The sequence below is a fragment of the Nitratireductor aquimarinus genome, assembly GCF_017255295.1.
Lineage (GTDB): Bacteria > Pseudomonadota > Alphaproteobacteria > Rhizobiales > Rhizobiaceae > Nitratireductor > Nitratireductor aquimarinus.
The window spans coordinates 446061-466916 of sequence record NZ_JAFKDE010000003.1 but is presented as its reverse complement, the minus strand read 5'-3'; the positions used below and the strand labels follow the sequence as shown (position 1 = coordinate 466916).

The window sequence follows — 20856 nt, the reverse complement described above, 5'->3', positions numbered from 1 at the left end:
CTGGGCCAGTTTCGCGCGCTGCTTGTCCAGTGGCTTTCCTTCCACCTGGGTTTGCGTCTAAACAGGCTGCATGTCGCCACTTGTCGAAACTGTTGCCTTCGTCTTCGGTCTCGTCGCTTTCGGCTATATCTCCGGGTGGACCGGTTTGCTGAAGACGGAGACCGGCGAAGCGTTGAGTGAGTTTGCCGTTACCATTGCGGTTCCGCTTTTGTTGTTTCGCACCATGGCGGGGGCAGAGTTTGGCTCCAGCATCCCCTGGGCGCTCTGGATCACCTATTTCAGCGCCGTCGGCGTTGCCTGGGTCGCAGGGCACTTCACCATCATGCGGTTTTTCGGCCGCGATGCGCGTGTCGGCGTGGTGGCGGGCCTGTCCACCAGTTTCTCCAACCTTGTTCTGCTCGGTATTCCCTTCATGCTCGGTGTTTACGGGCAAGAGGGGTTCGAGGTGCTGTCGCTTATCGTGTCGATCCACCTGCCGGTGATGCTGGGGGCATCGATCCTTCTGTTCTCGCTGGTCGGGCGCAAGGGAACGGGCGCAATCGGTATTGCCCGCGAGTTCCTGACGAAGCTTTTCTCAAGCCCGCTGATCCTGGGCATCGTCGCGGGGCTTCTGTGGCGCTTCTCGGGGCTTGAAATGCCCGCCCTTGGCACGCGTTTCGTGGATGCGCTGGCCAATGTGGCGGGGCCGGTGGCGCTGTTTGCCATGGGGCTTGGCCTGAACCGGTTTGGCATTACGGGCGATGTGCGTCCGGCCATCGTGATCGCGACGCTGAAACTTTTCCTCATGCCCGCCGTTGCCCTCGGTGTGGCGCTGGCGGTCGGACTGCCGGCCTTCAGCGCGCAGGTTGCGGTGGTGGCGGCAGCGCTCCCCTCCGGGGTGAACCCTTATCTGATCGCCTCGCGGTTCGGCACCGGACAGGCTCTGGCGTCGAACGCGATGACCATAGGCACGCTCTTTGCCGTATTTACGACGGCATTCTGGCTGTCAGTGGTCCACTGGACCTATCAATAGGGCCAGACAGCCCCTAGTCGCTGACGTCTGGACCATTAGGTTGCCGCGCGAAACAAAAGGAGAAGCAAATGCTTCAGAAAACAAATCATTTCCTGCGTCAGGCGAACTTCATCGACGGAGCCTGGGTCAACGCGGATTCGGGGCAGACCGTCGATGTCTTCAATCCGGCCAATGGCGAAAAGATCGGCACCGTGCCGCGTTCGGGCGGTGCAGAAACGCGCCGCGCCATCGAGGCTGCCGAAACGGCCTTCCATTCGTGGAAGAAGACCTCGGCGGCGCACCGCGCAACGCTGCTGCGCAGGCTGCATGACGCGATCATGGACAATCAGGACGCGCTGGCCGAACTGCTGACCATGGAGCAGGGCAAATCGTTTGCCGAGGCAAAGGGCGAGGTCGGCAGCTCGGCGGCCTATATCCTCTGGTATGCGGAAGAGGGCCGCCGGGTTTACGGCGATGTGGTGCCGTCGCCCTGGGCAGACCGCCGCATTCTCGTGACCAAGGAGCCGGTGGGCGTCATTGGCGCGATCACGCCGTGGAACTTCCCGTCCTCCATGCTGGCGCGCAAGCTCGGTCCGGCGCTGGCGACGGGCTGCACCGCCGTGGCGAAGCCTGCTTCGCAGACCCCTTATTCGGGCCTTGCCTGGGGTGTTCTGTGTGAAGAAGCCGGTTTCCCGAAGGGCGTGGTGAACATCGTCACCGGTTCGGCTTCCGAGATTGGCGACGAGCTGTGCGAAAACCCGCTGGTGCGCAAGATCACCTTCACCGGCTCCACCGAGATCGGCAAGCTTCTGATCCAGAAGACGGCCGGCACGGTGAAGAAGGTTTCGATGGAACTCGGCGGCAATGCGCCGTTCATCGTGTTCGACGATGCGGATCTGGACCGCGCGGTCGAGGGGGCGATTGCCGCCAAATATCGCAATTCGGGCCAGACCTGCGTTTGCACCAACCGCTTCTTCGTACAGGCCGGCATCTACGACAAATTCGTCGAGAAGCTTTCGGCTGCTGCCGACAGGCTGAAGGTCGGCTCGGGCCTTGAGGAAGGCACGCAGCAGGGACCGCTGATCGATGAGAAGGCTGTCGAGAAGGTCGAGGAACTGATCGCCGACGCCACCGGCAAGGGCGGCAAGGTGACGGCCGGTGGCGCGCGCCACGCGCTGGGCGGCTCGTTCTTCCAGCCGACCGTCATTTCCAACGCCAGCTCCGACATGCGTTTCATGCAGGAAGAGATTTTTGGCCCGGTGGCCCCGGTCTTCCGTTTCGAGACGGAAGAAGAGGCGATCAAGCTTGCCAATGACACGGTGTTCGGTCTGGCCTGCTACTTCTATACGGGCGATCTGGGCCGCGCCTTCCGCGTGATGGAAGGGCTGAAATACGGTCTGGTGGGCGTCAATGAAGGCATCATCACCACGGTGGAAGCGCCGTTTGGCGGCCTGAAAGAGTCCGGCATGGGCAAGGAAGGCGGCCATCAGGGCATCGAGGACTATCTCGACACCAAATATGTGTGCATCGGCGGCCTCGGCCTCTGAGCCACAATCGGCTGAAATCGAAAACCGGCGTCATCGACGCCGGTTTTTCTTTGCCCGTTTTTCGCGCCCGTTTTTCGTGTGGGCGCATGGATGCGACAACCCGGTGGTGGAACTGCGGTCAGGGCGCGGGTTATGTAGTGGCCTGGCAATGCTGGTGAATCGGAGGGACGATATGGCGGCGCAACGCGCGAACGGAAAACAGCGCCTCATTCTTGCAGGTGCTGGACTGCTGGTGGCTTCTGTCGCCATCTATGCGGCATTCCGGCTGTTTGCCCCGCCGCCGCCCGAAATGGACACTGCCTACAACACCGTGAGCCGTGATGGTCTCTATCAGGTGATGTTCGAGCCGGAGACGCAGCCGGTTCCGCTCAATGAGACGCATGACTGGGTGGTGGTGATCACCACGCCGGAGGGGGCTGCGGTCGAGGATGCGCAGATTTCCATTGATGGCGGCATGCCGGATCACGGTCATGGCCTGCCGACCGAGCCCGAGGCCAGCGAGAATCCGGGCGAGGGGCGCTACCGCGTGGAAGGCATGCGCTTCAATATGGGCGGGCACTGGGAAATCCGCATCGGGATAGACGCCGAACCCGGCCTCGACGAGGCGGTGTTCAATCTGGATCTCTGACGATGGGGATGGCGCGACGGCTTTTCGTGTCGTTTGCCCTTGGCGGGCTTGTCGCGCTTGCCGGTTGCGATTCCTCCGAACTGAGCGAGGATGAAAAGGCAAAGATCGCGTCGCTTTCCATTGACGCGCTGGGGCCGTTGCCGCCGTCACCCGGCAACCGGTTTGCCGATCATCCGCGTGCAGCGGCTTTCGGGCAGCTTCTGTTCTTCGAGGAGGGCCTGAGCGGCGAGGGGAATGTCTCCTGCGCCACCTGCCACATGCCCGATCTGCAGTTTCAGGATGGTCTGCCGCGCGGTGTCGCGGTGGGCGAAAGCGACCGGCGCACCATGCCGCTGGCGGGCACGGGGTGGAATGTCTGGCAGTTCTGGGACGGGCGGCGCGACAGCCTCTGGTCACAGGCGCTGACGCCGCTGGAAGACCAGCGCGAGCATGCCGGCAACCGGACCGCCTTCGCACACTACATCGCGGCGACATATCCAGACGGCTATGCAGAGGTTTTTGGCGCGCTGCCGGTACTCGATGGGCTGCCGGCCAATGCCAGCCCGCTTGGCAATGAGGCCGAGCGCGCGGCCTGGGCCGCGATGGGCGAGGACGAGCGTGATGCGGTGAACCGGGTTTTCGCCAATCTGGGCAAGGCAATCGGTGCGTTCGAACGCACGCTGCACCCGCCCGAAACCCGCTTTGACCGGTTTGCGCGCGCCGTGGCGGCGGGCGAAGTGGCAAAGGGCGACGCCGCCTTCAGCGATCTGGAGCAGGAGGGGCTGAGGCTGTTCATCGGCAAGGCGAACTGCCTCGAATGCCACAACGGCCCGCGTTTCACCGACGATCATTTCCACAATACCGGCGTTCCGCCCGTCGCAGGGCTGCCGGACGATCTGGGCCGCGCCAAAGGCATGGCCGATGTTCTGGCCGATCCGTTCAATTGTCTTGGACCCTACAGCGACGCCGCCCCCGAGGCCTGCGAGGCGCTGCGCTTCATGCAGCGCGATGCGGCGGTGATGGAACGGGCCTACAAGACGCCGTCGCTGCGCGGGGCGGCCAGCAGACCGCCCTATATGCATGCGGGCCAGATCAACACGCTCGACGGGGTGATCGATCATTACAGCACTGCGCCGGAGGCTGTTTCCGGGGAAAGCGAGATTCGCGGCGTGGTGTTCACCGACCGTGGACGCCGGGCGCTGATCGCCTTTCTGAAGACGCTGGATGTGGAGCCGCTTAGCGGTCCCCCTGGGCGGTCCCCCTAACGGTCCTTGACCGTCTCCATCGTCACGAAGGTGGATGTGCGCGCCACATGGGGCAGGGCGGAAATGCGCTCGCCCAAAATCTTGCGATAGCTGGAAATGTCGCGCGTGCGCACCTTGAGCAGATAGTCGAAACCGGCTGCCGTCATGTGGCACTGCTCGATTTCGGGAACCGCGAGAACGGCCTTGTTGAAGGCGGCAAGCGCCGATGAGCGGGTGTCTTCCAGCTCCACCTGCACGAAGGCGATGTGACCCTCGCCGATGCGCGCCCGGTCGATGATGGCCGAGTAGCCACGGATGTAACCATCCTTCTCAAGCCGGCGTAAGCGCGCCTGAACCGGGGTCTTGGAGAGCCCGACCCGGCGGGCCAGTTCGGCGATGGACAGGCGGCCATCCTTGGTTAGCGCGTCCAGTATGTTGCGGTCGATGCGGTCCACACGTTCTGTTGACATGGGAATTCCATCCCTATGGGTGTTATTGCTGCGATCAACATAGTCCATTTGGGCTGTCGACGGCAACTAATCAGCCCGATTGGCTGTTTTTGTTATGCTATGATCGCCCGAATGGCGGCGATGGGAGCGCCGCGAAGACCTTTCCAGCCATCTGAGGATGTTATGCAGAACAAAGCGCCCGCAAACTTGCGAGAGGACATCAGAGCCCATTATCTGGCCGATGAGGCCGAGGCTCTGCGCAGGCTGATCGAGCTTTCCGGACTGTCGCGGGAGGACCGCCAGCAGATTTCGAAGCGCGCGGCCGATCTCGTGCGCAATGTCCGCGCATCGAGCGACATGGACCTGATGGAGGCTTTCCTCTCCGAATACGGTCTTTCCACCGAGGAAGGCGTTGCGCTGATGTGTCTGGCCGAGGCGCTGTTGCGCGTGCCGGATGCGGAGACGATGGACGATCTGATCCGCGACAAGATCGCGCCGCATGACTGGTCGGCGCATTCGGGCGAATCCGCCTCGATCTTCGTGAACGCGTCCACCTGGGCGCTGATGCTGACGGGCCGGGTGCTGGACGATGAAGGGCAGGGCGTGGAAGCCACGCTGCGCGGGCTGGTGCGCCGCATGGGCGAACCGGTGATCCGCCGCGCCGTATCGCGCGCCATGCGTGAGATGGGCGAGCAGTTCGTTCTGGGCCGCACCATCGACGAGGCGCTGAAGCGCGGCAAGTCGATGGAAGAGAAGGGCTACACCTACTCGTTCGACATGCTCGGCGAAGCGGCCCGCACCGAGGCCGACGCACTGCGCTACCTCAAGGCCTATGGCGACGCCATCGCATCGCTGAAGCGTTTTTCCAACCGTGACGACATTCGCGCCAATCCGGGCATTTCGGTCAAGCTTTCCGCGCTTCACCCGCGCTATGAGGCGACGCAGAAGGAACATATGCTGCCGGTGATGGTGGAGCGGCTGAAGAGCCTTGCGCTCGCCGCCCGTGACGCCCGCATGGGGCTGAACATCGATGCCGAAGAGGCAGACCGCCTCGACCTCTCGCTGGATGTGATCGAAGCCGTTCTGTCCGATCCGGATCTGGCCGGCTGGGACGGGTTCGGCGTGGTTGTCCAGGCATTCGGGCAGCGCGCGCCCTTTGTCATCGACTGGCTGAACGACCTTGCAACACGGCTTGACCGCCGCATCATGGTGCGGCTGGTGAAGGGCGCTTACTGGGACACGGAAATCAAGCGCGCGCAGGTGCTCGGGCTTGACGGTTTCCCGGTTTTCACCCGCAAGTCGAACACGGATGTGAGCTACATCGCCTGTGCGCGCAAGCTGCTGGGCATGACGGACCGCATCTATCCGCAGTTCGCCACCCACAATGCGCATACGGCGGCGGCGATCCTCGCCATGGCCACGGACAAGAGCGCGTTTGAGTTCCAGCGCCTGCACGGCATGGGCGAAGCGCTGCACGAGGCCGTGCGCAAGAGCGAGGGCACGCGGTGCCGCATCTATGCGCCGGTCGGTGCGCATCAGGATCTGCTGGCCTATCTGGTCCGCCGCCTTCTGGAAAATGGTGCGAACTCCTCCTTCGTTCATCAGATCGTCGATACCGATGTGAGCGCGGAAGAGATTGCAGCCGATCCGTTTGCCGCAGTCGAGGCGGAAGCCGAGGCGACGAATACGGCAATTCGCCGTCCTTCGGAGATCTTTGGCGCAGGACGCCGGAATGCGAAGGGCTGGGACGTGACCGATCCGGTCACCATGGCCGAACTTGATGCAGCGCGCGCTCCCTTTGCCGCGCCGCACCGGTGGGACGCCGCGTCCATTACCCAAGCCAGGGGGGGCAAGGGCGAAACGCGCGATGTCATCAATCCGGCGAAGCTCGGCGAGATCGTCGGCTCGGTGCAGGATGCGACCAGCGAACAGGCTGCGGCGGCGGTGGAAATCGGCCTGAAGGCGCAGCCCGCATGGGCAGGTACGCCGGTGGCCGAGCGCGGCGCGATCCTGCGCCGGGTTGCCGACCTCTATGAAGAGCATGCCGCCGAGTTCTTCGCGCTTGCCAACCGGGAGGCCGGAAAATCGCTTGCCGATGGCGTTGCCGAGGTGCGCGAAGCGGTCGACTTCCTGCGCTATTATGCGCGTGAAGCGGCACATGTGGAGAAGGACACGGATGCGCGCGGCGTCATCGTGTGTATTTCGCCCTGGAACTTCCCGCTTGCCATTTTCACGGGCCAGGTCGCAGCCGCGCTGGTGACGGGCAATGCCGTTGTCGCCAAACCCGCAGAGCAGACATCGCTGATCGCGGCGCGCGCCGTGGCGATGATGCACGAAGCCGGTGTGCCGGCGGATGCGCTTCAGCTTCTGATCGGCGATGGCCCGACCGTGGGCGGGCCGCTGACGGCTGATCCACGCATTGCAGGTGTGTGTTTCACCGGCTCGACGGAAGTGGCGCGTCTGATCGAGCGCCAGCTTTCTGCCAATGCCGGACCGGAGGCGATGCTGATCGCGGAAACGGGCGGTCTCAACGCCATGATCGTCGATTCCACCGCGCTGCCGGAGCAGGCGGTGCGCGACATCGTGGCCTCCGCATTCCAGAGTGCGGGACAGCGCTGCTCGGCGCTGCGCATGCTCTATGTCCAGAAGGATGTGGAGGACCGGGTTCTGGAAATGCTCAAGGGCGCGATGCAGGCGCTCAGCATTGGCGATCCGTGGGACGTGTCGACGGATGTGGGGCCGGTGATCGATGCCGAAGCGCTTCAGACCATTGGCGGCTATGCGCAGCAGATGACGAGCAAGGGCCGGCTGATCGCGGCGCTGGATGTGCCGGCTGGCGGGCGTTACGTGGCGCCGGCGGCATTCAAGGTGTCGGGCATCGGCGAAATGGAGCGCGAGATCTTCGGGCCGATCCTGCATGTGGCCACCTTCGACGCAGAAGACATCGACAAGGTGATTTCCGACGTCAACGCAAAGGGTTATGGACTGACCTTCGGGCTTCACACACGCATCGATGCGCGTGCGCAGCATGTGGTGGACCGGGTACATGCGGGCAATATCTATGTGAACCGCAACCAGATCGGTGCGGTCGTTGGCTCCCAGCCATTTGGTGGTGAAGGGCTTTCGGGCACCGGTCCCAAGGCTGGTGGCCCGCACTATCTGCGCCGTTTCCGCCGTGGTTCGGAAGGCGCGGGTGCTGCGCCTGAGGGGGCCGTTCTCTCTTCCGGCACGCTGGACAGGCTGATGCCGGCGGTGGACGGCAAGTGGGCTGCGCGTGCGGACCGTCTGCCGGCGCTGCGCAAGATCCTGCGCGGGCAGGCGCAGGCGGCCATGGCGGCTGCCGCAGCGCTCGATCAGGGCCCGGTGGATTTGCCCGGACCGACCGGTGAGGCCAACTCGCTGATGCTGACGCCGCGCGGACGCGCGCTCTGCCTCGGCGCGGATGAAGACACGCTGATGGCGCAGGTCGTGCAGGCGCTGGCCACGGGCAATGCGGTTCTGGCCGTTCATCCCGAGGCGCGTCGCATCCTGAAGCCGCTGCTTGGTCAGGGGCTTCCGGTTGAAGCTGCAGACGGTGTGGCAGCGCCCGAGGCGCTGGGCGCGCTGAGGCTCGATCTGGTGGCGGCCAGCGGTGATGCTGCCTGGCTGAAGAGCCTGCGCGGGGCGCTTGCCGGGCGGGACGGGGCCATCGTGCCGCTGGTGATCGAGCCGATCTATCCGGCAGCCTACGCTCATGAGCGCGCCATCTGCGTCGACACGACGGCAGCCGGCGGCAATGCGAGCCTTCTGGCTTCTGTCTAGCGGAAACACAGTTCAGGCGATTGTGCCTGATGCAGAAAGAAAAACGGGCGGAGAGAAATCTCCGCCCGTTTTTCGTTCTGTTAGCGCCGGAAGGCGAGAGGCACCGTGAAGCCCCAGCTTGAACGGCCTGCGCCATCCGGAATTCTGGGGAAGGGGGCGGCGCGGCGCACGGTGTCGACAGCCGCCTGATCAAGTATATCCGAGCCGGAGCTGCGAACGATACGTATGGCGCTGACCGATCCATTGCGCGCAATGGTGAAGCGGACATGAGCTTCGCCCTTCAGGCGCTGGCGCTTGGCTGCGCTGGGATAGCGCTGCGCTCTACGAAGCTTGGTCCTCACCTTTCCGGGGTAGTTGGAAACCTGCGCATTGCCGCTTTGGGTGGCGCGGGCGGTCTTGCGGCCCTCGGTCGCCTTCCGGGCGTTCTGGCTGCCCGATGCGGTGCCGCGGCGTGCATCCTGCTGGTCTTTTCCTCTTGAGCCGGCCTGACGCTTCTTCGGAGGTGCGGCTTTCGCCACCTTCTGCCTGCGTTCTACCTTGGGTTTGGGAGGCGGTGTATAGGCGGGGCGGGGGGTGGGAACCGGTATTTCGGCGAGGGCTGCCACGACCTGCGCGTTTTCGACCGGTTCGACAATTTCTTCAGCGGTCTCGGCCTCTGGGGCCTGCTCGACGGGCTCCTCTGCCTCCACCGGCTGCACCGGAGATTCTTCGCTTACGCTTTCCACGGTGGCGGCGCTTGTCGCCTCAACCGCAGTCTCGGTCACGATTTCAGCCACGGTTTCCGGCTGAACCGTTTCGGTTGCCGTTTCCGTTAAGGGCTCGGCCTCGTCAACGGCGTCGCCCGCGGACACCATGTCGGCAAAGGCATTGCCGGCAAGGGCGATCTCTGTCACGCCGCCTCCGGCAATCTCGATATCCGGAGTGCGCTCCATCACGTAGACGGCAGCGCCGGCATGCACTGCCAACGAGACCGCGAGTGCTGCAGCCCATTTCCATGCCCGCATCTTCGCCCGCATCTTCATTGCGGCACACGTTCAGTGATGATGCTGATCCGGCTTGCGCCGGCGGCTTTCAGCGCGCCGACAATGTCGACCAGCTTCGCAGCCGGCAGTTCGCGATCGGCGGCGACCTTGATTTCAAGCTCGCGGGCGGCTGTTTCGCCGAGCGTGTCGACACGCTCCAGCATGAAGCTCTGCGCATCCGTGGCGGTTCCACGCAGGCGCATTTCGCCCTCACTGGTGACGAAAAGGGCGTCCGGTGGCTGAGACCGATCCGCCTCGATGGTGGAAATCAGGCTGACATCATTGTCGAGCGGCGGGGTGAGGGTGCCGGCGACAAGAAAGAAGATCAGCATCAGGAAGACGATGTTGATTAGGGCAATCGTGCTTTCCCGCTGACGTGTCTGTGTGGGACGGGCAAGGCGCAGCATGGGGATTACCTCGCGACGGAAAGATTAAGTTGTGTGTTGCGGCGGATGCGCTCGACGGCGCTGACGAGGTCCTGTGACGTTAATTCGCCCCGAACGAGCAGCACGGCGGTCTCTGCGCCGGCTACCTGCAGGCGCGCAAGCTCGAGGATGGCGGCATCCTCGGCCAGTGTCTGGCCATTGATGCGCCAGCCGGCCGGATCGTCCACGCGGATCAGCACGTCCGGCGGCTTGCCGCCGGCGGAGGCCGAAGCCGGTCCGCCTGAAATCTCGACCTTGGCGAAGCGCGTGAAGGTGGAGGTCAGCATGAAGAACAGAAGCAGCAGGAAGATCACATCGATCAGCGATGTGAGCGAAAGCGGCTTTCGCTTCCTGACCCTGATTGCGTCAATGCGCATGGCCTTCACCCGTCACGAGCCTCGGCGTGCTGCCGCTGACCGGCGTGGCTCCGGCTTCCGCTGCCTCGATTGAAGCGTGCGAAAGCACGGTGGCGGTCATGGTTTCGATGGCGACGCGCTCGTTTTCGATGCGGGTTTCAAACCAGGTGAGCACCAGCGAGACCGGCATGGCGACGGCAAGGCCGCAGGCCGTTGTCAGAAGGGCCACCCAGATGCCGCCTGCAAGCAGGGACGGATCGACCGAATTGCCCGCTTCCTGAAGCTTCTGGAACGCCTCGATCATGCCGAGAACGGTGCCGAACAGGCCAAGCAGCGGGGCAATCTGGGCAATGGCGTCCAGCGCGCGGAAGCCGCGTTGCAGATCATGCAGGCGGCCAAGCGCCAGACGGCTCACCTCATCCTCAATGGCGCTCTTGTCGGCTTTGGCCGCTGCGAGCCGCATGGTGGTGGAGAGCGTTTCCTCGAGCGGCGAACGGGCATTGGCGAGCATGGCCCGCGCCTCGCCCTGATTGTGGTGGAACCAGGCGTGAAGCGCCCGGTTGGACCGTCCATGCCGCCCCACGCGCTCGCGCTGGAACTGAAGGAATTTCAGAAGGATCATCGCCAGGGCGAAGACCGAGAGCACGAGCAGGATGGCAACGACAGGGCCGCCCAGCTTGAGAAAGGAGCCGATGGAGTTGATGACGCCGTCGAACATGTTTGGCATTCCCGTGGTGTCGCAGTTTCTGGTTATTTACCGAAGGTGACGGAGCTGCGGCTCGTCGCGTTCAGTCTGGCGATGCAGTCGCCCGCCTGAACGCCGTCACCCTCACAGGCGTCGGCATCGTTGATCAGGACGCGACCGATGGCGTCGCAATCGGTATCGGCCAGATCGAAGCGGCTGACTTTCGTCTTCTCGTCCGGAAGATCCTTGAATTCGAGCTTCATGAGCCGTTCGACAAGCCCCTGCCTGTTGAAAAGCGCAATCTCGTAGACGGTCCTTGTGACGTCGCTGCCAAGGCTGTTCTTCACCACGAAGGTGATCCGGCACCCTTTGTCGCTCTTCTCAAGCGCATTGAGTTCGAGGTCGATCATGCCTTGAGGAGCGTTTTCGGCCAGGGCCGGACTGCCGCCTGCCGCCGCCAGCACGAGGCTGGCGGCGAGGAAACGGGCGGAGACGGATAATCGTGATGGCATTCTATCCTCCAAAACGCACGGTCGCGCCGAGCTTTACGGTCAGGCCGGGCTGCGCGAAGACGCCATCGGACGTGTCGACGATGGGCAGCACGTATCTCTTATCGAAAAGATTATCGACGCGGAAATCAAACCGAAGATTCTCGGTGGGCTGATAGTTCGCGTAGAGATTGACCAGCGTGTAGTCCTTGGCAAAGGAGGAGCCGCTGGGCGCCTTGTTGAACTGGACTTCACCACCCAGCGTCAGGCGACGTTCAAGAAAGCGCATGCCGCCATCCACCGTGACGCTGGCTGACGGAATGGTGGTGAGATCCTTGCGCACGCCGCTGCGGTCGGTCTGGTGGCCATCGATGATGGAGGCGCTGAGGCCCGCGAAATAACGCCCTGCATCATAGCGGCTCTCAAGCTCGAAGCCCTGAATCCTGGCCGAATACATGTTCTGGTACTGGGCGCACATGGTGTGGCCGAGGCTGACGCATTCGCTGCCCGGCGTCGCCGGGAAGGTGGGGATGGTGATGTAATCCTTGATGTCGTTGTGGAAATAGGCCGCCTTGAGACGCAGCGTGTCATCGGCCTGAATGAGCCCGTCAGCCTTGTAGTTGACGCCCGCTTCCCAGGTTTTGCCGGTTTCCGGCTTCAGGTCCGGATTGGGCAGGAAGGCGAAGCTGAAGCCGGGGAAGGAATGTCCGCCGGTGATATAGGCTTCGGATGTGTTGGGCGCGCGGTAGCCCTCGGCATAGGAGCCGTAGACCTGAAGGCCGGAGAGTGCGCCTTCGCTGAAGGGCGAGACGCCGATGCTGAGGCGCGGCGAGAAACGGTCGCCAGAACTTTTTCCGGAGCCTTCCAGTTCGTAGGAATCGTAGCGCAGCCCGGCGACGATCTCGAGCCAGTCATAGGTGATCTTGTCCTGAACATAGGCGCCCCAGACAGAGCGTGTGCCGGTGGGGTTGTAAGTGTCGGCGGCCCCGCTGCCGGTCTTCGAGGTGAAGTCGTCATAAACCCAGTCGCCGCCGACCGTCAGTTCGTGGGCGAACAGACCGGTCTCGAAATAGGAGGTGTTCCAGATGTCGAGGCTGCTCGTGCGCAGGTCATAACCGGTTGTGCCGGGGCGTGAACCGGTATCGGTCTGGCGCAGGTCGAGATTGTTGATCGCGCCCTTGATGTTGAGGTTCACCCACTTTTCCCCGGCGTCGGAGATCTTGAACTCTCCGGTGAACATGTCGCTGTCGAGGCGGTAGTCGCGGGTTGCCTTGGAGGACCACTCGTCGCGCGAACCGGTCCAGCCAAGCGTCAGCTCGCTGTTTTCCGTTGGCTTGATGGTGCCCTTGAGGTGGCCGGACAGCACGTCGAAACCGGAATGGCCGACGCGCACGCCGCCGCCATCCTTGTAGTCGCCATAGTCGCGCCAGACGATGTTGCCGAGAATGGAGGCGGCTTCATTGAAGCGGTATGCGCCGACGGCGCTGGTCGTCCAGCCGGAGCCGTTTGATTCGTAGCGGCCGGTCAGCGACAGGGCGTAATTCTCGTCGTCGCGCAGGAAGTCTTCGGCCTTTTTTGTCTCGAAATAGACCACGCCGCCGATGGCGCCGGAGCCGAACGTGTTGGCGCTGGGGCCGCGGATCACATCGACCTGCTGCACCAGTTCCGGGTCCAGCCAGAACATGCGGGCGACCTCGTGGCCGGCCTTGTGGAAGTTCTGGCGCGCGCCATCGACGATGACCGCGACACGGCCGGCATCCTGCAGGCCGCGAATGTTGATGTTGCTGACGGCGGGGCGGCCGTTCGAATAGACCTTGATGCCCGGAACGCCGAAGAAGATGTCGTTGGCATTGCTCGCCATGCGGCGCTCAAGCTCTTCACCGCTGATCTGGCTGACCGAGGCGAGCGTGTCGAGCGCGCTGTCGCCGGTGCGGCTGACCACGGTGATGCGATCGAGAAGCGTGACGCTGCCTGCAGCGTCCGCCATCATCATGGAAGGGTCTTCCTGCGCCATGGCGCCCATGCTCAGCGCCAGCGTCACGATGGAGGTTCCGCACAACAGGCCGAGCCGTCCGTTTAAACTGTTATCCTGCATTCCCGCCTTCTCCAGAAAACAAACTCAACGGGCCGACTGGCACTGGCTTGTCGACGGTTAACCGGCTAGGAAATTTATCTTGATAATTTCACTCCGGTATTGCGGTGGCTATAAAATATGATAATAAAAGTCAAGAAAGCGGAGGGGCGAATTTTTCACCGTGATGCGAGCCGTCGCAAGCACATTCAAAAAGGAGGTTTTTTCCAATGAAGACCTATTTGTCGATCGACCCGCAGGGGCAGGCGGATATGCAGCATCTGGCCGCCAGACATGGAACCGTTACACCTGACCGTACGATCTCGAGCGTCGATCTGTTCGGCGGTCGCCGTGAAATCGGCATCGAGCACCATGGTGCGTATTACCGGCTGAAGATCACCCGTCAGGGAAAGCTAATTCTCAACAAGTAGGTTTACAGAATGACTGTTCAGGCTGTTCGCGCGCCTGAGGTGATCAGGCGCGCCCGCAACGAAAACCCGAAAATGCGTGAGCGCGACCTGGCGCTCAAACTCGGTGTCTCCGAAGCGGAACTGGTTGCGGCTCACATCGGTGAGGGTGCAACGCGCATCGAACCGAATGTTGCTGCTCTTCTCCCCTTGCTCGAAGCGCTGGGCGAGGTGATGGTTCTCACCCGCAATGAAAGCGCGGTGCATGAAAAGGTCGGCGTTTATGAGAAATGCTCAAGCGGCGCGCAGCATGCGATCGTGCTGGGCCGCGACATCGATCTGCGCATTTTCCCGGGGCGCTGGGCATTCGGATTTGCGGTGGAAAAACGCGACGGCGACACGGTTCGGCGCAGCCTGCAATTCTTTGACGCGGCGGGCGACGCCGTCCACAAGGTTCATCTGCGGCCGAAATCCAACCTCTATGCCTATCAGAACCTCGTTGAGGAGCTGCTTCATCCAGAGCAGGATCCGCAGATCGAGGTGCAGGCCGAGAAAATCGTCGATGACGTGGTCAGCGAGGAGCTTCCGGCTGCCGATCTGCTGCGCGAGCGCTGGAGCGCGATGACGGATGTTCATCAGCTCTTCAACATCCTGCGCAAGCTGAAACTGACGCGGCATCAGGCCGTTCACCTGATCGGTGAGGATTACGCCTGGCGGCTGGAAGAGGACGCGCTGACGACGATGCTCCACGAGGCGGTGAGCGGCGAAGTGCCGATCATGTGCTTTGTGGGCAGCAGCGGCTGTATCCAGATTCACACCGGCCCGATCCAGACCGTGAAGCCGATGGGACCGTGGATCAACATTCTCGATCCCGGCTTCAACCTTCATCTGCGCACCGACCATGTGAAAGAACTCTGGGCCGTGCGAAAGCCGACCAGGGACGGGCATGTGACCTCCATGGAAGCCTATGGCGCCGATGGCCAGCTGATTGCGCAGTTCTTCGGCGAGCGGCTGGAAGGGCGCGCGGAGCGCGATGACTGGCGCGCCATGGTCGAAGGCCTGCCACGGCTTGAATGCCGCCAGGTGGCCTAGGGAGATCAACTGACCCATGCCTATCACCGAATTAATGAGCGGCCGCGTCCTTTTGGGCGGCGCGGTCCTGATCGCTGGCCTTATGGGTGGCGTGGCCCCCGTGGCCATGGCTGATGAAGCGCTGCCGAAGCCTTTTGCCGACACTTCGAAGGTTGTAAGCATTGGTGGCGCGGTCACCGAGATCGTCTACCGTCTCGGGGAAGAAGACAGGCTCGTCGCCCGCGACCAGACGAGCATCTATCCGGCTGAAGTCAAGGAACTGCCGGATGTCGGCTATATGCGCGCCCTGTCTCCCGAGGGCGTTCTTTCCGTGGGTCCGAGCGCCATTCTGGCATCCGAAGGCAGCGGACCGGCGGAGACCATGGGGGTTCTTGAAAAGGCGGGCATCCCACTGGTTACCGTGCCGGAGGGTTTCGACCGTGAGGCGATCCTGCGCAAGGTGCGGGTGACGGGTGCAGCGCTGGGCGTGAACGACAAGGCCGAGGCGCTGGCGCGTGAACTGGAGGCGGATCTTGAAGAAGCCGAGTCGCTGGCGCATCAGAGCGGTGAAGAGAAGCGTGTTCTTTTCATTCTGAGCGTTCAGGCGGGACGGATCATGGCTGCAGGCCGGGACAATGCCGCCGATGGCATTATCCGCATGGCCGGGGGCACGAACGCCATGGACGGTTTTATTGGCTACAAGCTCGTCTCCGAAGAAGCCGTGATCGCCGCCAAACCGGATGTGGTTCTGATGATGTCACGCGGCGAAAGCAGCGAACATGCATCGGATGACATCATGGACAATCCAGCAATCGCTTCCACGCCGGCCGGAGAAAACCGGGCGCTGATCCGCATGGATGGCTCTTATCTGCTTGGCTTCGGTCCGCGAACGGCGGATGCGATCCGCGAACTCTCTAAGAAGCTGCATGGCGCGGGCCCGGTGGTCGACTGACATGGCTGTGCGTGAAGAAATGGCGCCAGCTTCCTCATGGCGCTGGCGCGATGCGGTGGATGGCGATCGCTCCATGCGGGCGAAAGCGGTCATCCTCGCTCTCGTCGCTCTCTATGTCCTCCTGTTCCTGTTCAGCCTTGGTTCCGGGGCGTCTGACACCTCGTTCTGGGATGCGGCGGTTGCCTGGCTTGGCGGCGGCAGCGAAGCACTGTCGCTGCGCGACCGCGTGGTGATCAACGACATTCGCCTGCCGCGCATCGTGCTTGGTACGCTGGTGGGTGCGTCGCTGGCGGTTTCGGGCGCGGTCATGCAGGGGCTGTTCCGCAACCCGCTTGCCGATCCCGGCATTGTGGGCGTTTCGTCCGGCGCGGGGCTGGGCGCAATCACGATCATCGTTCTGGGCGGCACCGTGCTTGCTCCGGTGATCGGGGTGCTTGGCATCTACGCGCTGCCGCTGGCGGCATTCTTCGGCGGCCTTGCCTCGACGCTGCTTCTTTACCGCGTGGCGACGCGGCGCGGGCAGACCTCGGTTGCCACCATGCTTCTGGCCGGCATTGCGCTGGGCGCACTGGCGGGGGCGCTGTCGGGCATACTCGTGTTCGTCGCCGACGATCAGGAATTGCGGGACCTGACCTTCTGGGGGCTTGGCTCGCTGGCCGGCGCGACATGGGCGAAAATCTGGGCTGCCGGCCCGTTCATCCTGGCGGGGCTTCTGGTCACGCCGTTTCTGGCGCGGGGGCTTGACGCAATGGTGCTGGGCGAGGCGACGGCCAATCATCTGGGCGTGCGCGTGCAGCGGGTGAAGAACACCGCCATCGTCACCGTGGCAGCCGCCACGGGCGCATCGGTGGCCGTTTCGGGCGGCATCGGCTTTGTCGGCATCGTTGTGCCGCATCTCCTGCGGCTCACCATCGGCCCGGAACACCGCTACCTGCTGCCGGCTTCGGCGCTTCTGGGAGCAAGCCTTCTGCTCGTGGCAGACGCGATCAGCCGGGTGGTCGTCGCGCCGGCAGAACTGCCGATCGGCATCGTGACCGCCGCCATCGGCGCGCCGTTCTTCCTGTGGATCCTGCTGCGGCAGAGAGGATTGTTGGATCTGTGATGTCGATTGAAGTCAGCAATCTTGGTGTGCGGGTGGGGCGCAAGCAGATCCTCTCGGATGTGGCGCTTTGTGCAAAACCCGGTGAGGTGACGGCCATTGTCGGCCCCAACGGATCGGGCAAGACGACCTTCCTCAAAGCGATCTCGGGCGATCTGCCTTTCACGGGAATGGTGCGGATCAATGGCGCATCGCTTCACGGCATGAAGCCATGGGAGGCGGCGGGGCACAGGGCCGTGCTGCCGCAGGCGAGCGCGCTGTCCTTTCCCTACAAGGTCCGCGAAGTCGTGAAGCTGGGCCTGTTGAGCGGCCGCTCGGGCACAACCCGCGCCGAACAGGAGCGTTTGCCCGAAATCGCGCTTGAGCGTGTCGATCTCGGCGGCTTTTCAGGGCGGTTCTATCAGGAGCTTTCAGGCGGCGAGCAGCAGCGTGTGCAGCTCGCCCGTGTGCTCTGTCAGGTCTGGCGTCCGGTGCTGGACGGACAGCCGCGCTACCTGCTGCTCGATGAACCGGTGTCGAGCCTCGACATCAAGCATCAGCTCATCATCATGGATATTGCCGCCCAGTTTGCAGCGGCCGGTGGCGGGGTGCTGGCCGTGCTGCATGATCTGAACCTGACGGCGCGTTTTGCCGACCGGGTGGCCATGATGCATCGCGGAAAACTGGTGGCGACGGGAACGCCGGCGGAGGTTTTCAACGACACGCTGATTTCTGACGTGTTCGAATGCCGGATACAGGTGGGCGTGCCGCCCATGGGCGCATTGCCCTATATCCTGCCGCAATCCGCGCAGCTTTGAGAGAAATGCCGGAAAAGCAGAATCAAAATAAAGAAAAGGACCGTCAAACTGGCGGTCCTTTTTCTCAAATTTCGCTTTTCTAGCGCGCCGCTGCGCGCTCGGGTAACTCGTCCAGACCAAGCCGGAAGCGCATGTCGGGCTTGGAATCGGCCAGATCGCGAATCGTATAGCTGCCCAGAACCTCGAAGAAGGCATTGAGCGCCTTGCGCAGAGCCTCGTTCAGGCCGCAGCTATCGACCAGCGGGCATTCCGCATCGTCGTTCTCAAAGCACTCCGCCATGGCGAAATTGTCTTCGGTCACGCGCACCACTTCGAACAGGGTGATGTCTTCTGCCGGCTTTGCAAGGCGCACGCCGCCATTGCGGCCGCGCACGGTTTCCACGAAACCGTTCTCCACGAGGGGCTGAAGGATCTTGAACAGGAACAGGTCGGAGAGCGAATACGCCTTCGCGATCTCCGAGATGCGGCTCAGACGACCTTCATTGGCCGCGCAGTACATGAGGATGCGAATGGCGTAGTTGGTTTGTCGCGTTAAGCGCATAACAATCCTTTCAGATAACGTTCCCGTAATATGGCTTATTGTTTAGAATAATTCCAGAGTGAGTCTGGTAAAATCTGACAAAACAAATCAACTTTATGTGCCTTGCGAACGGGTGTCCGCGCAAGGGCGCTGAACGTGCGTTTATGCGAATTATGTTGCGTTGCACAATATCGAGGCGCTAGGGGAATGGGTGCCCAGCCTGAAATGGTGAAAGCAATCAGTCCCGGCTGCTTTGTGTGACCGGGCGCAGGGGCGTTTCGGCCGCATGCAGCCCACGGGCTGGCGGCGAGCCGATCCGCTGAATGAAGGACTACTCTGCCGCGTTCTTGTGTCCGGTCGGATGCGCCCGCGCTGCTGCAGAATTTGACAGGGAAGGCTCAGCTCATGAACGCACATGTTCTTGAAGCGCAGATCGGCGGCGGCACGACCGTTTCCGATTGGGTGGTTGTCGACCAGTCGATGATCGACCGTTTCGCCGATTGCACCAATGACCATCAGTGGATCCATGTGGATCGCGAGCGCACGGAGCGCGAAAGCCCGTTCGGCAGGCCCGTGGCGCACGGTTTCCTCACGCTGTCGCTCTTATCAAGCCTGTCTTATGACTGTGGCGCGTGGCCGGTGCATCTGGGCACGATCATCAATTACGGCCTCGACAAGCTGCGCTTTCTGGCGCCGGTGAAGGCTGGCAGCCGCGTGCGCCTGCGCAGCACGCTGAAAGGTGTCGAGGAAAAGGCTCCGGGCCGGCTTCTCGTGCGTCATCACGGCGAGGTGGAGATCGAGGGCGAGGACACGCCCGCGCTCGCGGCCGAAACCATTATCATGCTTATTCTGGACGAAAAGGCCGGCTGAGCCGGCCTTCCGGTTGAATCATTCCGCGTCGGGCTGGTTCATCGGCGCGGCCTTGCGGAACGCTTCCAGTTCCATGCAGGCCTCGTTGATGCGCTGGATGACGGGATAGGGCGTCATGTCGACGTCGAAGCGCTTGTTGTTCGCCACCTGCGCAACGAGGCAGATATCGGCCATGCCGGGCGCGTCGCCATGGCAGAAGACGCCGGTCTGCGGGCTCTCGGCGAGCATCTTTTCAAGCGGTTCGAACGTGGCGTTCACCCAGTGGCGGAACCATGCGCCAATTTCTGCGTCGTCTGCGCCGTAACGCTCTTTGAGCGCGTTCAGAATGCGCAGATTGTTCACCGGATGGATTTCGCAGGCGACCATCTGGGAGAGCATGCGAACCCGTGCGCGCCCATGCGCATCGGCAGGCAGGAGCGGGGGCTCGGGCACCGTCTCGTCCAGAAACTCCATGATCGCCATGGACTGCGCGATCATCGTGCCGTCGCTCCACACGAGTGCGGGCACGAGGCCCTGCGGATTGACCGACAGATAGGCCTCGCCGCGATGTTCGCCGTGGCGCAGATGATGCGCGGCGTAGCGATAGTCGATGCCCTTCATGGCGAGCGCGATGCGCACCCGGTAGGAGGTCGAGGAGCGGAAGTAGTTGTGCAGAACGACTTCGCCCATATCAGGCCTCGCCAATGGTGATGGCGATCTCGCCGACGCCGTCAACGCCGCCTTCCACGTGGTCGCCCGGCTGAAGCGCGCCGACGCCGGCAGGTGTTCCGGTGTAGATCAGATCGCCGGCCTTCAGCTCCATGGCCTGGCTGCACAGCGCGATCACGTCGGCCACCGGCCAGATCAGCTCGTCGAGATCGCCTTCCTGGCGGATTTCGCCATTGACGGCGAGCCAGACACGGCCCTGCGACGGGTGGCCGGTCTTTGCAACGGGCACGATGGGGCCGCAGGGCGACGAGCGGTCGAACGCCTTGGCCCAGTCCCACGGGCGGCCCTTCTTCTTGGCTTCGGCCTGCAGGTCGCGGCGGGTGAGGTCGAGCCCCACCGCATAGCCGTAGACATGGTCGAGCGCATGGGCCGGATCGATGTTGCTGCCGCCCTTGCCGATGGCGACGACCATCTCGATTTCGTGATGCAGATCCTGCGTGAGTGCGGGATAGGGAATCACCGTGTCGGCATCGACCACGGCGTCAGCGGGTTTGGTGAAGAAGAATGGCGGCTCGCGCTCCGGCTCATGGCCCATTTCGCGGGCGTGGGCGGCATAGTTGCGCCCCACGCAGAAGATGCGCCGCACGGGAAAGCGCGCTTCTTCGCCGGCTACGGCGACGGAGGGCTGGCTGGCGGGCGGAAAAACGAAATCGGCCATGAAATTCTCCCAGATGACTGCGGAGAAAGAGATGGCTCAATTGGCGCTCCGGGGCAAGCCCGGCGAGAGCGTGAACCGGCGCTCCGGG

21 protein-coding genes are annotated in these 20856 nt (G+C 63.0%); 11 read left to right on the top strand and 10 right to left on the bottom strand.

What is annotated here, in order from left to right:
- Positions 1-70 precede the first annotated feature (70 nt).
- From JYP46_RS06900 to JYP46_RS06885, 4 genes are all read left to right on the top strand, one after another.
- On the top strand, positions 71-1012 hold the full coding sequence (locus tag JYP46_RS06900; RefSeq protein ID WP_206547662.1) for an AEC family transporter: 942 nt from the start codon (positions 71-73) through the stop codon (positions 1010-1012).
- Between the two features lie 68 nt (positions 1013-1080).
- Positions 1081-2538, top strand: a complete 1458-nt coding sequence (locus tag JYP46_RS06895; protein ID WP_206545421.1) for an NAD-dependent succinate-semialdehyde dehydrogenase — start codon at positions 1081-1083, stop codon at positions 2536-2538.
- A 172-nt stretch (positions 2539-2710) separates the two neighbouring features.
- Positions 2711-3166 (top strand): FixH family protein, encoded by a 456-nt coding sequence (locus JYP46_RS06890; protein ID WP_206547661.1) that lies wholly within the window; start codon positions 2711-2713, stop codon positions 3164-3166.
- Between the two features lie 2 nt (positions 3167-3168).
- Positions 3169-4410 (top strand): cytochrome-c peroxidase, encoded by a 1242-nt coding sequence (locus tag JYP46_RS06885; protein ID WP_412033075.1) that lies wholly within the window; start codon positions 3169-3171, stop codon positions 4408-4410.
- Here JYP46_RS06885 and JYP46_RS06880 read toward each other — a convergent pair.
- Positions 4407-4859, bottom strand: a complete 453-nt coding sequence (locus JYP46_RS06880; RefSeq protein WP_113155057.1) for an Lrp/AsnC family transcriptional regulator — start codon at positions 4857-4859, stop codon at positions 4407-4409. The two genes, JYP46_RS06885 and JYP46_RS06880, sit on opposite strands and share 4 nt — an antisense overlap.
- 162 nt (positions 4860-5021) lie before the next feature.
- Here JYP46_RS06880 and putA point away from each other — a divergent pair, with 162 nt between their 5' ends.
- Positions 5022-8639, top strand: a complete 3618-nt coding sequence (putA, locus tag JYP46_RS06875) for a bifunctional proline dehydrogenase/L-glutamate gamma-semialdehyde dehydrogenase PutA (RefSeq protein ID WP_206547659.1) — start codon at positions 5022-5024, stop codon at positions 8637-8639.
- Between the two features lie 80 nt (positions 8640-8719).
- Here the strand turns inward: putA and JYP46_RS06870 are convergent, their stop codons facing one another.
- From JYP46_RS06870 to JYP46_RS06845, 6 genes are read right to left on the bottom strand one after another with little or no spacing between them, the layout of a single operon-like run.
- Positions 8720-9643 carry a cell envelope integrity TolA family protein gene (locus JYP46_RS06870; protein ID WP_206547658.1) on the bottom strand — a complete coding sequence of 308 codons (924 nt, stop codon included), beginning with the start codon at positions 9641-9643 and terminating at the stop codon, positions 8720-8722.
- Positions 9644-9657: 14 nt separating this feature from the next.
- Positions 9658-10068 (bottom strand): ExbD/TolR family protein, encoded by a 411-nt coding sequence (locus tag JYP46_RS06865; RefSeq protein ID WP_206547657.1) that lies wholly within the window; start codon positions 10066-10068, stop codon positions 9658-9660.
- A gap of 5 nt (positions 10069-10073) precedes the next feature.
- Positions 10074-10463 (bottom strand): biopolymer transporter ExbD, encoded by a 390-nt coding sequence (locus JYP46_RS06860; RefSeq protein ID WP_113155060.1) that lies wholly within the window; start codon positions 10461-10463, stop codon positions 10074-10076.
- Positions 10453-11160, bottom strand: a complete 708-nt coding sequence (locus tag JYP46_RS06855) for a MotA/TolQ/ExbB proton channel family protein (RefSeq protein ID WP_206547656.1) — start codon at positions 11158-11160, stop codon at positions 10453-10455. Before JYP46_RS06855 ends, JYP46_RS06860 begins: the two co-directional genes overlap by 11 nt.
- Before the next feature lie 32 nt (positions 11161-11192).
- The gene (locus JYP46_RS06850) at positions 11193-11639 is read right to left on the bottom strand and encodes a hypothetical protein (protein WP_206547655.1); all 447 of its coding nucleotides are present in this window, start codon (positions 11637-11639) and stop codon (positions 11193-11195) included.
- A gap of 1 nt (position 11640) precedes the next feature.
- Positions 11641-13710 carry a TonB-dependent receptor domain-containing protein gene (locus tag JYP46_RS06845; RefSeq protein WP_206547654.1) on the bottom strand — a complete coding sequence of 690 codons (2070 nt, stop codon included), beginning with the start codon at positions 13708-13710 and terminating at the stop codon, positions 11641-11643.
- A 248-nt stretch (positions 13711-13958) separates the two neighbouring features.
- On the opposite strand from JYP46_RS06845, the gene hemP reads away from it, so the two are divergent.
- Genes hemP through JYP46_RS06820 form a run of 5 tightly spaced genes read left to right on the top strand, consistent with a single transcriptional unit; the run spans position 13959 to position 18012 of the window.
- A complete protein-coding gene (gene hemP / locus JYP46_RS06840; protein ID WP_222473968.1) occupies positions 13959-14117 on the top strand; it encodes a hemin uptake protein HemP in 159 nt (52 codons plus the stop codon).
- Positions 14118-14126: 9 nt separating this feature from the next.
- Complete coding sequence (locus JYP46_RS06835) at positions 14127-15185, top strand: hemin-degrading factor (protein ID WP_206547653.1); 1059 nt, start codon at positions 14127-14129, stop codon at positions 15183-15185.
- A gap of 16 nt (positions 15186-15201) precedes the next feature.
- Positions 15202-16116: a heme/hemin ABC transporter substrate-binding protein gene (locus tag JYP46_RS06830; protein WP_236042118.1), complete on the top strand. Its 915-nt coding sequence runs from the start codon at positions 15202-15204 to the stop codon at positions 16114-16116.
- A 1-nt stretch (position 16117) separates the two neighbouring features.
- Positions 16118-17218: a FecCD family ABC transporter permease gene (locus tag JYP46_RS06825; RefSeq protein ID WP_206547652.1), complete on the top strand. Its 1101-nt coding sequence runs from the start codon at positions 16118-16120 to the stop codon at positions 17216-17218.
- Positions 17218-18012 (top strand): heme ABC transporter ATP-binding protein, encoded by a 795-nt coding sequence (locus tag JYP46_RS06820; RefSeq protein WP_206547651.1) that lies wholly within the window; start codon positions 17218-17220, stop codon positions 18010-18012. The genes JYP46_RS06825 and JYP46_RS06820 overlap by 1 nt, the downstream gene beginning before the upstream one ends.
- A gap of 79 nt (positions 18013-18091) precedes the next feature.
- On the opposite strand, the gene rirA is transcribed toward JYP46_RS06820, so the two are convergent.
- A complete protein-coding gene (rirA, locus tag JYP46_RS06815) occupies positions 18092-18553 on the bottom strand; it encodes an iron-responsive transcriptional regulator RirA (protein ID WP_113155067.1) in 462 nt (153 codons plus the stop codon).
- Positions 18554-18937: 384 nt separating this feature from the next.
- Between rirA and JYP46_RS06810 the strand changes: the two genes are divergently transcribed.
- Positions 18938-19402: a MaoC family dehydratase gene (locus tag JYP46_RS06810; protein WP_206547650.1), complete on the top strand. Its 465-nt coding sequence runs from the start codon at positions 18938-18940 to the stop codon at positions 19400-19402.
- Positions 19403-19420: 18 nt separating this feature from the next.
- On the opposite strand, the gene maiA is transcribed toward JYP46_RS06810, so the two are convergent.
- Both maiA and JYP46_RS06800 read right to left on the bottom strand, forming a co-directional pair.
- A complete protein-coding gene (gene maiA, locus JYP46_RS06805) occupies positions 19421-20071 on the bottom strand; it encodes a maleylacetoacetate isomerase (RefSeq protein ID WP_206547649.1) in 651 nt (216 codons plus the stop codon).
- 1 nt (position 20072) lies between these two features.
- Positions 20073-20768 carry a fumarylacetoacetate hydrolase family protein gene (locus tag JYP46_RS06800; protein WP_113155070.1) on the bottom strand — a complete coding sequence of 232 codons (696 nt, stop codon included), beginning with the start codon at positions 20766-20768 and terminating at the stop codon, positions 20073-20075.
- Positions 20769-20856: the final 88 nt, after the last annotated feature.